10 protein-coding genes are annotated in these 15,190 nt (G+C 61.4%); 2 read left to right on the forward strand and 8 right to left on the reverse strand.

What is annotated here, in order from left to right; genetic code table 11:
* Positions 1–71: 71 nt before the first annotated feature.
* From M1E16_RS11980 to M1E16_RS12000, 5 genes are all read right to left on the reverse strand, one after another.
* Positions 72–1,601: a UxaA family hydrolase gene (locus M1E16_RS11980; protein ID WP_458130023.1), complete on the reverse strand. Its 1,530-nt coding sequence runs from the start codon at positions 1,599–1,601 to the stop codon at positions 72–74.
* A gap of 17 nt (positions 1,602–1,618) precedes the next feature.
* The gene (locus tag M1E16_RS11985; protein ID WP_458130024.1) at positions 1,619–2,629 is read right to left on the reverse strand and encodes a zinc-binding alcohol dehydrogenase family protein; all 1,011 of its coding nucleotides are present in this window, start codon (positions 2,627–2,629) and stop codon (positions 1,619–1,621) included.
* Positions 2,630–3,020: 391 nt separating this feature from the next.
* On the reverse strand, positions 3,021–3,977 hold the full coding sequence (locus M1E16_RS11990; RefSeq protein WP_434604593.1) for a sensor domain-containing diguanylate cyclase: 957 nt from the start codon (positions 3,975–3,977) through the stop codon (positions 3,021–3,023).
* Positions 3,978–3,980: 3 nt separating this feature from the next.
* Positions 3,981–4,940, reverse strand: coding sequence for a response regulator (locus M1E16_RS11995; protein ID WP_458130319.1), 960 nt, complete (start codon positions 4,938–4,940; stop codon positions 3,981–3,983).
* Between the two features lie 185 nt (positions 4,941–5,125).
* Complete coding sequence (locus M1E16_RS12000; protein WP_458130025.1) at positions 5,126–5,938, reverse strand: helix-turn-helix transcriptional regulator; 813 nt, start codon at positions 5,936–5,938, stop codon at positions 5,126–5,128.
* 106 nt (positions 5,939–6,044) lie between these two features.
* Between M1E16_RS12000 and M1E16_RS12005 the strand changes: the two genes are divergently transcribed.
* Positions 6,045–7,001, forward strand: a complete 957-nt coding sequence (locus M1E16_RS12005; RefSeq protein WP_458130026.1) for a threonine dehydratase — start codon at positions 6,045–6,047, stop codon at positions 6,999–7,001.
* A 52-nt stretch (positions 7,002–7,053) separates the two neighbouring features.
* On the opposite strand, the gene M1E16_RS12010 is transcribed toward M1E16_RS12005, so the two are convergent.
* Positions 7,054–8,757 carry an ABC transporter ATP-binding protein/permease gene (locus M1E16_RS12010; RefSeq protein ID WP_458130027.1) on the reverse strand — a complete coding sequence of 568 codons (1,704 nt, stop codon included), beginning with the start codon at positions 8,755–8,757 and terminating at the stop codon, positions 7,054–7,056.
* A 226-nt stretch (positions 8,758–8,983) separates the two neighbouring features.
* Here M1E16_RS12010 and fhuF point away from each other — a divergent pair, with 226 nt between their 5' ends.
* A complete protein-coding gene (gene fhuF, locus M1E16_RS12015) occupies positions 8,984–9,646 on the forward strand; it encodes a siderophore-iron reductase FhuF (RefSeq protein ID WP_458130320.1) in 663 nt (220 codons plus the stop codon).
* A 47-nt stretch (positions 9,647–9,693) separates the two neighbouring features.
* Here the strand turns inward: fhuF and M1E16_RS12020 are convergent, their stop codons facing one another.
* Both M1E16_RS12020 and M1E16_RS12025 read right to left on the reverse strand, forming a co-directional pair.
* Positions 9,694–11,337 carry a cyclic peptide export ABC transporter gene (locus tag M1E16_RS12020; protein WP_458130028.1) on the reverse strand — a complete coding sequence of 548 codons (1,644 nt, stop codon included), beginning with the start codon at positions 11,335–11,337 and terminating at the stop codon, positions 9,694–9,696.
* Positions 11,334–15,164, reverse strand: coding sequence for a non-ribosomal peptide synthetase (locus M1E16_RS12025; RefSeq protein ID WP_458130029.1), 3,831 nt, complete (start codon positions 15,162–15,164; stop codon positions 11,334–11,336). Before M1E16_RS12025 ends, M1E16_RS12020 begins: the two co-directional genes overlap by 4 nt.
* Positions 15,165–15,190: the final 26 nt, after the last annotated feature.

The following is a 15,190-nucleotide window of genomic DNA, read 5'->3' on the forward strand; positions in this document are numbered from 1 at the left end:
CATCTGAGAGTCCGCAAAGGCTACCATAGCCGCTTGATCGTGTTCATTGATGTGGAAAAGAGTGCAACGACTCACATCACCGCACCGATCTGCCAGGGCAGGAATTCGTTATCGCCCAGGCCGTTTTCCTCGCTGCGGGTGCGGCTTCCAGAAGCGGCCCGCAGCATCAACCGGAACAACCGTTCACCGGCCTCGGCCACCGATTCCACACCGTCGACAATGCCACCGGCGTTGAAGTCCATGTCCAGCTCCATGTGCTGGAACAGGCGGGTGTTGGTGGCGATTTTCAAGGAGGGCGTGGGCTTGCAGCCGTAGGTCGAGCCGCGACCCGTGGTGAAGCAGATGAGATTGGCGCCGCCCGCCACCTGGCCGGTCGCGGACACCGGGTCGTAGCCGGGCGTGTCCATGAACACCAGGCCCCGGGTATCGATTTTTTCAGCGTAGTGATAGACCCCCATCAGCCCGGTCGAGCCGGCTTTTGCCACCGCGCCCAGGGATTTTTCCAGAATGGTGGTGATGCCTCCGGCCTTGTTGCCCGGTGACGGGTTGTTGTTCATGTCGCCGTCGTTGTGTTGCACATAGGTTTCCCACCAATGGATGCGCTCCATCAGTTTCGCCGCGATGTCGGCGGACGCGGCGCGGGCTGTCAGCAGGTGCTCAGCGCCGTAGATCTCCGGGGTTTCCGAAAGTATCGCGGTGCCGCCCTGTTGCACCAGCAGGTCCACGGCCGCGCCGAGCGCCGGGTTGGCCGTGATGCCTGAGTAGCCATCCGAGCCGCCACATTGCAGACCCACGCACAGGTGGCTGGCGGCGACGGCCGTGCGCCGGCATTGGTTGACGATGGGCAGCATCGTCTCAATAGCGGCAATACCCCGTTGCACGGCTTCTCGGGTGCCGCCTTCGTCCTGAATGATCAGGCTGGCCTTGAGTGCAGCGCGGCGATCGCCCAGTTCATCCATGAGTGGGGTGAGTTGGTTGACCTCGCAACCGAGGCCGATCAACAGCACCCCGGCGAAATTGGCGTGATCGGCATACCCACGCAAGGTGCGCTTGAGGATGTCGATGCCTTCACCCTTGGCCCCCATGCCACAGCCACTGCCATGGGTGATTGCGACGACGCCGTCGACGTTGGGGAAGTCTTTCAGCCGCTCGGATGAAAAGGCCTTGGCGATGTGCTTGCAGACGGTCGCCGAGCAGTTGACGCTGGAAATCACGCCAATGTAGTTGCGCGTGCCGACGCGTCCATCGTCACGCAGATAACCTTCGAACGTAGCGGGGCGAGCGCTCGGCAATGTGGGCACATAGACGTTCCGGACGCTGTGTTCGGCATTGGTCGCAGACATGTCCAGGTTGTGCACGTGGACGTGATCGCCGGGCTCTATGTCTCGGGTTGCCTGGCCGATAGTCTGCCCGTATTTAAGTACCCGATGGCCGGCCGACACCGGGCGCAGGGCGATCTTGTGACCGGATGGAATCGGTTGTCGGGCGGTCAGCGTGATGCCATCGGCGCTGAGGCTTTGACCTTCGGGAATGTCGCCCCGGGCTACGGCAACATCGTCACCGGACGCCAGGACAAGCAAGATGGAAGCAGGCAGGTTCATACGGTGTCCTCCGTTGCCTAGCACTCGATGATCGCCTTGACCACACCCTGGTTGGGGTCGAGCAATGTGGAGAAGGAGCGGGCCACGTCGCTCAGCAGCAACCGATGGGTGTTCAGGGCTGCATCGGGAATCAAGCCCTCGCGCAAACATTGCTCGACATACTGGAAATCTTCCCGGGTGGCGTTGCGGCTGCCCATCAGCGTGGCTTCACGCTTGTGAAATTCAGGATCGGAGAAAGTAATCGAGTCCCGTACCACCGAGATCATCACGTAGGTGCCACCGTGGGCGATGAATTCGAATCCGCGCTCCATCGCCCGGGCGTTGCCGGTGGCATCGAATACCACGTCGAAAAAGTCGTCCCCGGTCAGTTCGGCCAAGGCCTGCTTGTCGCCTTCGCCGATGTGCACGGCCGCGTGGATATCCAGATGTTCCTTGCAGAACGCCAGGCGATCCTGGCGGGTATCCAGTACGGTGACTTTCGCCCCGCGCAGGCTCGCAAAGATCGCCGCCGCCATGCCGATCGGGCCGGTGCCGACCACCAGGGCGTGTTTGTCTGCCTGGACGTTCGAGCGACGTACGGCGTGGGCTCCGATGGAGAGAAATTCGATCATCGCCGCCTGGTCCAGGGAAACCCCGACGGCCTTGTGCACGAACTCCTGGGGAACGCTCAGGTATTGAGTGAAGGCGCCGTCGCAATGGACGCCCAGAACCTGGATGCGGGTGCAGCAGTTGGTCTTGCCTTGACGGCAGGCAACGCAAGTGCCGCAGGAGAGATAGGGCATCACGTAGACAACATCACCGACAGCCAGGTCGCTGGAGGCGTCGCTGGCTTCGACAATTCCGGAGAACTCATGACCCATGACGCGCGGGTATTCGAGGAAGGGCTGGTTGCCGCTGAAAATATGCAGATCGGTGCCGCAGACGCCGACACGCTTGACTCGAATCAGGACTTCTCGCGGTTTCCTGACGGGCATTTCATGTTCGATGGCGGTTAGCGAGCCGGGTTCGTTACAGACGACAGTCAGCATGTTGATGCTCCTTGGCTGGCGCGCAGGCGGTGGATGGCTGCGCGCGGTAGGAGGGGAGTGAGCGCACGGCTGCCGGAACCGAGACACTCTTTCTTGTTGTAGGCGCGCAGTGAGCTGCGCCGCTGATGTTGGCTCGAAACTACACGGCGAAAAAAATATTGGCAAGACCAATCAGATAAAAACTAGATTGGACAGACCAGTTGTTGGCGAGCGTAAACTCCGAAGCCACCGCAATTCCCCTGTGGGAGCGAGCCTGCTCGCGATAGCAATTCATCAGCCAGAATAGTGATGGATGTGTCGCCGCCTTCGCGAGCAGGCTCGCTCCCACAATTTGATTGGGAAGATTAATTCCGAGCTGGCACGGATTTCCTGTGGAGGAAGGGGCGGTGGCTCAGTGGCCGTGAACCGTCACACGATTGCGTCCGGTCTTTTTCGACGTGTACAGGGCCTGGTCGGCCCTGGCGATCAGTTCGGCGTGGTCGTTGGCGGGCTGGCTCAGGTCGGCTACGCCCAGGCTGACGGTGAAACTTATGTCCTGGCCGTTGTACTGCACCAGCGACTCTTCAACTGCCTTGCGCAGGCGCTCGGCGAAAATCTGCCCGCCGGCCGAGTCGGTGTCCGATAGCACCACGCCGAACTCTTCGCCGCCGTAACGTCCGGCGACGTCGGATTCGCGCACATGCTCGTGTAACAGTCGGGCGACTTGCTCGATGACCTTGTCGCCGGCCTGGTGACCGTAGGTGTCGTTGACCCGCTTGAAGTGATCGATGTCGAGCATCACCAGGCTCAGCGCATTGCCGTAGCGTTGATGGCGGGCGTAGGCGGCTTTCAGGCTGGCTTCCCAATGACCACGGTTGTAGAGACCGGTCAGGCGATCGGTGCTGGACAGCAATTGCAACTGTGCGTTGGCGGCCTGGATCTGATGGCGGTTGGTGGCGACGTCAGTGACGTCGTAGATCACCAGGCAGATGTGATTGATCCGGTTGTCGGGCGAGCGCAGCGGCAGCAGCGTGGTGTTCTGGTACATGAACTCTTCCTGGCCGGTGATCGGCTGGTAGCTCTTGAACCGCATCAGGTACGGGCGCTGCTCCCAGACCGTGAATGCCGGCGTGCCGAGGGTCGCGACGCTCTCGACCTTGCGGCTGAACCAGGGGCGATCGATCTCAGGAAACAGACTGAAGAAGTTGCGGTTCTGGGCATCCTTGGGCTGCACGCCGGAGCGGTTTTCCATGAAGGTGTTCCAGACCTGTACGCGGTATTCGCGGTCAAGTACCACCACGCCGACGTCGATGCTCTGAACGATGGCCAGCAACCAGTGGAATTCGTTCAGATCGATGGATTCGCTCATGGCTCAGTTCATCAGGTAGGCGAGTTTGTGGGTTAGCCGCTCGATGGAGTCTTCCGTGAACAGCAGCAACAGGTCGAAGCGGATATCCTGGCCTTCCAGGCCATAGCTGATTTCCACCGCCAGGGTCTTTTTCCAGTGGACGCGGTTGGCCCGGATCAATTCCTCGATTGCTGCATGCTGACCCAGGATCTGCGGATGCCCCTGGGAAAAAATCACGTCGATCTGCTCGGCGATGCTGCTCAGGCAAGCACCGATCAGGATGCTGGAAAGGTCTACCAGCATCTCCAGGTCCGAATAGTCGGCGCTCTCGCGCTGCATCAGTTGCCCGATGTCGGCGATCTCCGAGTCATGGAATATCAGCAGTGCTTCACCGGCGATGCCGCTGCCGATAAAGCCCTGGCAGATGGCCGTCAGTTGCTGGGAGCTGCCGACGTCGTTCAGCGCCATGTGCAGTTCCCCGACTTCAAGGATGTTCACGTTCGGCACCGGCAATTGCACGAAGACGCCCAGGACCTTGGCAATCAGCGCCGCGGCCTGGCCGATGGCAACGTTGACCGTCTCGCGGAACGCATCCTGGAAACTGATGGCCGCGTTCGGTACCGGTCGATTGTGCAGCGGAGCCTGGCCGGGTTGAGTCAGTAGACCCAGCCCGGTGAGTGTCTGGCGCAACTGGTTTTCGTCGAAAGGTTTTTTCAGGAACGCCAGCGCGCCCAGTTCATGCACCCGGCGTACCGCTTCGTCCTGGACGTCGCCGGAAATCACAATGACCTGCGCTTTCAACCCCTCGGCGCGCAAGGCACTCAGTACTTGATAACCATCCATCTCCGGCATGGTCAGGTCGAGCAGCACCACGTGGCCAAGGCCCTGGCGTATGGCATCCATCGCCTGGCGACCGTTGACCGCCTCGGTGACTGAAACCGGCCAATCTTGCGGCAGCGCACGCAACACCTGCTTGCGCGCCATGGTGGAGTCGTCGCACACAACCAGGGGGATCAGCGACACAGGGGCACCCAACAAGACTCAACGGCGCAGATTCTTCGTACATCGATCATAGGCGGCAGCGGTCCTCTGATTCACGAATGGGGCGTATCCAGCACAACGTCCGGTGAGATGCTGTCCTTGAAAACTGGACCATTAAGTCAAGGACGTCAAATGCACTTCGTCATTTGACGCAATTGCGCCGGACTCACACCAAGGCGCTGCTTGAACGTCGTTGTCATGTGCGCTTGTGAGCTGAAACCGCAGGCGAGGGCGATTTGCGGCAGTGTGGCCGAGGAATCGCGTATCAGCGCCCGGGCCCTGGCGAGGCGTCGGTCGATGAGGTAGCCATGGGGGCTCTTGCCGGTCGCGGCCTTGAACGCACGCATGAAGTAGCCCTCGGACAGCCCCAGCAGCTGCGCCATCGCCGGTACGGCCAATGGCTGATCGAGGCCTGCGTCGATGAATTCATCCAGCAAGCGCATCCGGCCGTCGGTGAGGGAACCTTGGGGCCTTGCCGACTTGGAGTTTTCCGCTGCCGCGCATTCGGCCAGTGCCAGGGCCCAAGCCTCCCAATCGTCGTCGATCGAACCGTGCAGGAGCGCGCGACGCATGCGCTGCGCGAGCGCAATGGCCCGAGGATCGATGCGATTGTTGAAGGGATGATCGCCCTCAAGCACGAAACCATCGGTGCGTATCAGGCGCAGGTATTCGCCGCCATGAGGTGACTGCGAATACACGTCGCACTGGGCCGGGACGAACGCCAGCCCGTTGGGCAGCGCATTGAAGGGCTGCACCCGGTCGCTGCCGATCGCATGCAAGCCGCGTTGGCTGTCGAACGCAAAACCGATCGCCGACTGGCTCGCGATGTAGCGCGCTGCATAGGCGCAGCCGGGGAGCAATTCGATCGCCCACGGCCCTGCCTCGATGCGACGGGTCGATTCGGTCTTGCGCGGCGGCTGTGGGCGGTTGCGATGGCTCATGGTGTCCATAGTAGTGAAGCAGCGCCGGAAAAGTCAGGTCGGTTTTTTGAAAGCCGGGGCTCGGCGCCCCTGGCTAGACTGGACGAAATTCCAGGAGGCCATTCTCATGTACACACTGACGCTCGACGAGATTGAACAAGCGGCTCGGCAGGTCTATCAAGTCATGCCCGCCACCGCCCAGTACGCCTGGCCCTTGTTGGCGCAGCGGCTGGGATGCACGGTGTGGGTCAAGCACGAAAACCATACCCCCACCGGGGCTTTCAAGGTGCGTGGCGGCATTACCTTCATGCATTGGCTCAAGCGTGAGCACCCGCAAGCAAAGGGGATCGTCACCGCCACCCGTGGCAACCACGGTCAGAGCCTGGCGTTGTCGGCCAGCGCCTCGGGGCTGAAGGCGTTGATTGTGGTGCCGGAGGGTAACTCGATCGAAAAGAACAATGCCATGCGCGGCTTCGGCGGCGAAGTGATCGAATACGGCCGCGATTTCGATGAGGCCCGGGAGGAGGCGGCACGCCTGGCGCAAGCGCAGGGGCTGTTTCTCGTGCCGCCGTTTCATACCGAGCTGGTCAAGGGCGTCGCCACCTATGCCCTTGAGCTGTTCAAGGCTGTGCCCGACCTGGACACCGTCTACGTACCCATCGGCTGTGGCTCGGGGATTTGCGCAGTGATTGCCGCGCGCGATGCCCTGGGCTTGCAAACCCAGGTTGTAGGCGTGGTGTCTACCGAGGCAACGGCTGCAAAAATGTCATTTGAAACCGGAGAAATCTGCGAAACCGCTTCCGCCAATACCTTCGCCGACGGCCTTGCCGTGCGCAGGCCGATTCCCGAAGCCTTGGCCATCTACCGCGCCGCGGCGGCGCGGATCGTGGCGGTCAGTGACCAGGAGATTGCCGAGGCCATGCGCGTCTATTACACCGACAGCCATAACCTCGCCGAAGGTGCTGGCGCTGCGGCACTGGCAGGGTTGATCCAGGAGCGTGGGTTGATGGAGGGAAAAAAGGTCGGGGTGGTGCTGTCCGGGGGCAATGTCGACAGGGCGGTGTATGTGGATGTCATTGGTTGAGGTGGGTAACCGAGCACCAGGACAGGGCCCCTGGCGCCCGGATGGGCGCCGGTCATACCGCGCGCTTGACGTTTCGCTGCACCCATTCCTGATCGCTCTGCAACTCAAGGACCTGGCGGTGGAAACGCTCCAGCGAAGCGTTATGGCCAACGCTGACCAGGATCGTGTCTGGCAGGGTTTGCTTGAGCAACTGGTAGCAACGCGCCTCGTTGGCCACGTCCAGCGCGGAACTGCTTTCGTCGAGAAACAACACCGTGGGGCGGGCCAGCAGCGCGCGGACGAACGCGCAACGCTGCTGTTCGCCGACGCTCAAGGTCTGCGACCAATCACGCTCTTCGTCCAGTTGATCGCCCAGATGTTGCAGGCCCACCTGCTCCATGGTCAGGCGCAGGGCGGTGTCCCCATCATCGCGCGGAGCAAGGGGATACCACAGCGCCTCGCGAAGGCTGCCCAATGGCAGATAGGGCTTTTGCGGCAGCGTCAGGGCCCGCTCGCGGTCGTAATGGCTTGAGCCCCGAGCGTGATGCCAGAGCCCGGTGATCGCGCGGATGAGTGTCGACTTGCCATAGCCCGACGGTGCGCTCACCAGCAGGCTGTCGCCGGGGTTGAGCGACAGGTTGAAGCCTTTGAACAATTGCCGACCGTTGGGCAGCCAGACGTCCAGGTTCTTGATGTCGAGACCATGGTGTTGTTGTTCGAGCCTGACCTGGGACCCGACCTCGACGTTATCCAGACGCTCCTGGAAGCCGACCAACCGGTCGATCACCGACTTCCATTCCGACAGCTCCGGAAATACCTCTACCAGGTAGGCGATGGCTGCGTGCACTTCTCCGAAGGCGGCGCTGATCTGCGTCAGGCGGCCGAGGGGGAATGCTCCCGCGAAGAATTGCGGCGCCATGATGAACATGGGAATGACCGTGGCGCTGCGCAGATAAAGGGTTGAGTAGCCCATGATGAGTTTTTGTTTTTTTACCAGGGCCCAGAAGTTTTCCAGTGCTGCCTCCAGGCGATGGTTGAAACGTTGTTTTTCTGCTGCTTCTCCCCGATATTGGGCGACCGAGTCGGCATTTTCCCGCAGGCGGATGAGTGAAAAGCGAAAATCCGCTTCGCGTCGCTGCTGCATGAAATTGAGTCCGGGCAGCGCGCGTCCCAGCCAGAATGCGACGCCGGTTCCGACAAGTGCATACACCAGCGCAACCCACACCAGCAGTCCGGGGATAACGAGCGCCTCGCCATTGAAGGGCACGCTGACCAGGCTGGAGGCTTGCCAGAGGATGTGCAGAAATGAAAACAGCGATACCACCGAGGTCAGCAGCCCCAGGCTCAACTTGAGGGATTTTATAATGAACAGGTCGATGTCTTCGGCAATCCGTTGATCCGGGTTATCGACGTCGGTCTCGCTCAATTTCAGCTTATGGTAGCGCTGGCTATCCAGCCACTGGCCCAGCATGTTCCGCGTTGCCCAACGACGCCAGCGCAGCGTCAGCTTCTGTTGGAAGTGAAACGCGCCGACGGTAAACGCGGCGGTGCCGATCTGCAGCAGGATGAACTGCAGGCTGCCCATCAGGAAACCGTGGTAATCCAGGGCTTGCAAGGCATTGTAGAAATGCAGGTTCCAGAAGTTCGTGAGGATATTGATACCGACCATGCACAGAGTCATCAGCACGGTGGCGAACAGCAGCAACAGGGCCGGGTATTTTTCCTCGGATGCCCAGAAAGGCCGTGCGAGCCGCCAGAAATTGCGAAGTGTATGCATGTGGTCTTGGTAAGCCCGGTCGCTTGCGACGTTGAGTTTGCAGGGGAGGGAGGATAGGATCAGCCAATGCTAATCGTTTGCATTAATTAGGGAAAGCCACGGGAGCCCCGTTATCGAATTTCCAGAATGGCTTAACCGGGCCTGGCCGCCGATAACACGGGTCATTCGGCAAGAATCTGACGATCAACCGTCTGTTGGGTTAAGTCATGTTGCCGACCCAGCCGTGTTGAAACCCCTGCTGGCCCGGTTTTCCCTGCAATATCCGGGGGTGAATCGCGCGGCTGTGGTATCGCAATGGTCAATGAACTACATGAGCATTGTCCTGCCAGCCGCCCTGGCTTGTGTGCTCACTCGTGATGTCGCGATCGATTTCTGGGGGGACGAGGCGGTGCTGTTCCACTCCGAGGGGGAGCCCATGGCGTTGGGGTTGAATGCCCGACTGGTGGCGTTATCTCCCGAGGGGCGTGCCGCCTACTGGAATCGGCTGGTTCATGAACACCTGGCGCCGCTGTTCGTTGCCTTGGCCCCTGCCGGTGGGCTGGCACCCAAGATCCTCTGGGCCAACATGGTTGCCATCTGGGACGGTGCCTTTGCCAGGATGGACCCTGATTTGTCCAGAACGGGGTTTGCGCAGGCACACCAGTGGCTGGAGCAGGTGACGGTTAACGGCGGTCGCCTGAGGCTGCGAGGCCTGCAGCGCATGGTAGAGTCACCCGCGCCGCTGATCTGCCCCCGTCTTCCATTGCGAAAGCATTGTTGCCTGCATTACCAGCTACACGAACCGGTAGAAAGGCAGATGCCGGTGCTCTGTGAGTCCTGTCCCAAGTTGCACCGCCTGCCTGTGGAAGTGCAGGTCAGTTACCTGCACTCCATCTATCAGGATGCCTAGCCGGTGGTTGATCACGCGTTTCGGAACCGGGATATGCCCGTGCCTTGTCAAGCGTAGGCGGCTTCGGCTTCGACTTCGGTGAGACGGCCATTCTCGACTTTCAACACCCGGTCGGCCTGGGAAAAATAGGCATCATCGTGAGTGATCACGATCACCGTCTTGCCCCTTGCCTTGAGTTCCGGCAACAGCTCCATGTAGAACACCCGCTTGAAGGACGGGTCCTGGTCGGCCGCCCATTCGTCGAACAGGTAGAACGGTTTGTCGTCCAGATACGCTGAAACCAGCGCCAACCGTTTGCGCTGGCCGGTGGAGAGCTCCACCGTGGAGAAGCGGTCGTCGACGATACTGACCTTGTGTCCCAGGCCTAGCGCCTTGACGTAACGTGTTGCATCGGCCGTGCGTTGTTCGGCGCCGGGACCATCCTCTCCGAGCAGATGTTCAAACAGATGGAAGTCCGCAAATACCGCGGCAAAGTGCTGGCGGTATTGTTCACGGTTGTCGTCGTCCACCGTCACGCCGTTGAGTACGACGCAGCCGGATTCTGGCGCATACAACCCGAGCAGCAGCATTGACAGCGTCGTCTTGCCGCTGCCGTTGCCGCCAACGACAAACACCAACTCGCCAGGCTCCAGGGTCAGATCTACTGGCCCGAGCAGGAACGGGTGATCCTCATGTTCGCCCGGATAGCGGTGACATACCCCATCAAGCCGCAGATGCATCGACCCCTGGCTGGCGAACGCATTACCGAGTGGCGTAGCGATCTGGGCTTCGGTGCTCAATTCGGCGTCCAGCTGACGAATGCGGGTCAGGGCAATACTGGCCTGGCGCAAGGAGGGCAGGGCAATCATCAGGTCGGAGATAGGGCGCACCAGATAGAGCAATGTCACCGTGAAACTGGTGAGCACGGTAATTGATTGCGGCAGCCAGAACGGCACGACAAAAAGCAGTACGCCCAGATTGAGGTAAAACAGCAGGGTGCCAAGGTTGGCCACCACCGAATATCCGGCCATGCCGCGCAAAAATCGCACCCGAAACTCATCGGCGCCTGGACGAATGACGCGCTCGACAAAAGCTTCGCCGCGAGCGTTGCTCAGTTGCAGTTCCTTGCTGCCCTCGATCAGGCTGCGAAAATGCTGATAAAGCACATCTTTCTGTTGTCGCACCCGCTCCAGGTGACTCAGCGGCCCACGTTCGGCCAGGTGAAACGCGATCAGACCGACCAGTAGGAACAACGCCAGGATCAGCAGCAATGACCATGACAGCCAGGCCAGGTAGGCGAAGCAGGCCAATGTCACCACGGCGTTGACGAAAAGCAGCGGGACCCACTCGAACGCAGCGGTAAAGGTGTGCACGTCTTCAGTCAGGATCACCAACAAGCGGTGCTTGCCCATGGTTTGCAGACGCTTGAGCGGAGTCGCGAGCAGCTTGCGCGACAGATCGATGCGCATCTGGAAAATGGCACTTTGGGTCAGATGCAGCAACGACAGTTCCGAGCAGAGTTTGCATAGCAACATGCCCGCACACAGCCCGAAGAACCCTAAAGCCAGCTCCGGCAACTGATGCGGGTTGGCCAGGCCACGGTTGATCAGAATCACCAAACCCGCGCTGGCCAGGCCGCCCAGGGCGCCGCTGATGGAAGCCAATGCCAACAGGCGTGCCGATTGGCGGTAGAGATAAAGAATCAGGTTCATGCGACGGGTTCCGTCGAGGCCACGGCCAGCGACTTGTTCAGTTGTTCATGGAAGGCGGGCTGCCCGAGGATCGTGTCGTGATCGGCGGGGACCCGATGATGACAGGTTCGCTGGCTGATGGCGTCCCATTGCGCAGGCAGGGTCGGACGCTCGACCAGGGTCTGTTCGGCCCACCACAGGTTCAGGGTCGCCTGCACTATGGGCATTGAGTAGCCGGTGACCCAGCGACGTGCGTCAGCCATGACATTCAAGACCTGCTCGACGTACGCCAGCGGAGCATTGAGGCTCAGGCCGTTGGCGATCGTCCATTGCAGCAGGGCGAAACGCAATTGCTCCACCCGATCCAGATGCGCAGTGGCCGTGCGCAATTGTGTCAGTTTTTCCGGAGCGAGCGTGGCCAGTCGCTGGCGACTGTCGTTGTTGAGTTCCTGCTGCACGATTGCGTACAACGCATCCCATGCCAGGCCTGCGTCCTCGGCGTGGAACGTGCTGTCGAACAATCCCAGCCATTCGACGGTCTGCCCAGCCGCTTCCAGTTGTCGGGTCAGCTCCACCGCGAGCAATCCGCCCATGGACCAACCGCCCAGGCGATACGGGCCCTGCGCCTGAACCTGGCGAATCTGGGGCACGTATGCGCTGGCCAACGCAACGAGGTCCTGATCGCGTAACGACTCAGGCAGCGCGATGCCATAAACCGGTATCTCTTGGGGCAGCCCCGCGACCATCGGCAGATAATGATGAACCCCGCCCGCCGGCTGATGCAGGCAGAACAGGGGTGTCTGGTCTGCCGCGCCGGGCTGCAGGACAAGGACGCCTGAACGGTCGTCTGGCCGGGCAATTTGCTCTGCGAGCTGGATCAGCGTCGGGTGCTGGAAGATCACGTTGACCGGCACTTCGATGCCGAGCATGGCGCGCAGCCTGGCGGTCATGCGCACCACCAGCAACGAATGGCCACCGAGGGCGAAGAAATCGTCATGGCGTCCGATGATTTGCGTTTCCAGCAGCTCTTGCCACACGGTCGCAAGAACCTGCTCGACATGACCCTCTGGCGCTGCATAGGCCGCGAGACGGTGGTTCGGCTGTCGGGCCAGCAAGGTGCGATGATCGATCTTGCCATTGGCGGTGCGGGGCAGTTGCGTCAGCCACTGGATGTCGGCTGGAATCATGTGCGCCGGCAACAGCGCCGCAAGGGATTCGCGCACAACGCTGGCCTGAAGTTCAGTAGCCGACTCAACGAAAGCACGCAAGCTGGGTTCGGCCTGGGTTGTATCGAGCAAGACCAGCGCAAGTCTGGCGCCACTGACCTTGCACAGCGCGGTTTCGATTTCGCCGAGCTCGATCCGGTAGCCGCGCAATTTGATTTGCGAGTCGGTACGTCCGAGGAAAACCAACTGTCCGTCCAGATCCTGCCAGGCGAAATCGCCGGTGCGGTACAGACGTTGGCCACCGAGCGCCGGATGGCTGGCCTGGATAAATTTCTCGGCTGTCATGTGCGGCAACCCGAGATACCCTTCGGATAGTCCAGGCCCGGCGATATGGACCTCACCCTTGAGCCCTCGGGCGACAGGCGCGCCGTCGCTGTCGAGCAAATACACCCGAGTGTGGGCGATAGCCCGGCCGATGGGCACGGGACCCATGCCCCGGTCAGGCCGGCAGAGGGCGACGGTGCTCCACACCGAGGCTTCGGTCGGGCCGTACTCGTTGTACAGCTGCGCGCCGGGCTGGCGGCGATAATGGTTGTCCACCAAGGCTGACGGGCAGCTTTCGCCAGCGACAATCACCGTGTTCAACGGGCTCGGGTTATCGCCCAGTTCGTCGAGCAACAACGCATACAGCGAAGGCAACGCCAGCAGGTGCGACACATTGTGGCTGCGGATCAACCGGGCCAGCTGCAACGGATCTTTCTGTTCGGTTTCACTGGCCAGGTGCAGGCAACCGCCCTGGGCCAGGCTCCAGAACAGTCCGGCGATGGAGCTGTCGAAGGCGAACGATGACAGCAGCAGGAAGCGTTGCACCGGCTGCGGATACCCCGCCAGCCGCGCGGCGAGGGAGTGCAGGGCGTTGGCATGACTGATGACCACGCCCTTGGGCTGGCCGGTACTGCCCGAGGTGTAGATCAGATAGGCCGGTTGATCCCGCGAGACCCGCGGCTCTTTCCGTAGCGGCACCGCCGACACGGCTTGATCGATTGCCAGCGCGCTCGGCTGCCAGTCCGTCGGCAGGTCTTGCACGCGGGCGTGATGGGTCAGCACCAGGCGTGCCTGGCTGTCCTGCAGGATATGTTCGATGCGCTCGGCGGGGTAGCTCGGATCAATCGGTACGTAGCAGGCACCGGCGCGCAGAATCGCAACCAGTGCCACCACCGCATCGATGTCGCGCGGCAGGAAATGCGCAATCCGCGCACCAGGCGCGAGGCCTTGGGCGAGCAGGTGCTGGGCAAGCGCACTGGCGCGCTGATCCAGCTCGGCGTAGCTCAAGGTGCCGCTGGGGCCCGTCACTGCCGGGCGCTGGGCGCGGTCGGTGGCGTCGAGGATGAAGCTGGCGGCCAGGTTTGGCAGTGCGAAGGTGGCGGCGTACTGCTGTTCCTGCGCCGGACCCAGAGATGGCGAAGCGGCCAGCGCACCAGTGACACGTTGCTGTTCGGCGGCGCTGCAGGTAGTCAATCGGCCCAGGTTGACGGAGGGCTCACGCAGACTGTGCTCGATCACGCTCAGCAGTTGCTCGGCGAGGATTTCGACATGGGCCGGTGTATAGAGCGCGGCGTCGAAATGCAGCGACAAGCCACTGGATGACGACGGCTGGTATTGCAACAGCAGCGCGCAGCCGGCACTGACGCTGATCGCCTGTTCTATCCGCCACCCGGCATCGTTCAAGGCGCTGTCGGGCGTGACCGGGAGTTCGCGAAAACCAACGCCCGTCAGCGACGGGGTGTTGCTCATATGGCTCGGGTAGCTGTCGCGGCCGTCATTGAGCAGGCCAATGCGTTCGCTCAGTTGTCGGCACAACGCGGCAAACGACAACCCGGGCGGGGTATCGAGTGTCAACGGCAGTGGTTCGGAAAACAGACCGAGGGCATCGCCCAATACGTCAGGCCGCGCCTGGTTCTCGTAGGCGAGCGTCAGGCGTTCGGCTTCGCTATGGCGTTGCCACAAGGTAACCCAGGCGCCGAGCATGAAAATGCCAGGGCTTACGCCGAGTTGGCTCGCTTGACGTTCAAGGTGTTGCCGGGTCGAGTCGTCGAGCTGCAGTTGCACGTGTTCAGGGACGATTACCGCGCAGGATGCCGGGTTCCGCTGATGCCAGGGTAGTGGCACGTCTGCAACCATGGCGTTGAACTGCTCATCCCAGAACCTGCGTCCTTGTTCGTCCACCGACTCCAGACGCCAGGCCGCGTAGTCAGCGTATTGCAAGGGTGATTCAGCGGAGCCCGCGTGCAGATAGCCCAGCGCCCATTCTTCGCCGAGATAACCCAGGCTGGTGCTGTCCAGATGCAAGGCCGGTACGTGCAACGTGGCCGACTGAGCGTCCACGTGCAGCTCGATGCCCAGCGCCTGCCAGTCACTGGCCGAGTCGTCGATTGCCTGCATCGGCAGCAACAGCCCCGGCAGCTGTGGGTAGCGGGTGCGCAGGATCTCGTGGCGTTGCATCAGCGCCAACAAGCTGTTGGTCAGCCGTACATCATCCAGCGGTTGTTCACTGCGAATACGCAGCGTGGCCCGCTGCGCCGTCGCCGATGCCAGGCGGGTTCGCTGCAGGCGCCACAGGTGGGCCTGTTGCGGCGACAGTTCGAAACCTTCAAACGACGTGTCTTCGGGAGACTGAGTCATGCTGAGACCTGCACAAAAAGGTTGGA

This window comes from Pseudomonas sp. Z2-11, from assembly GCF_054161305.1.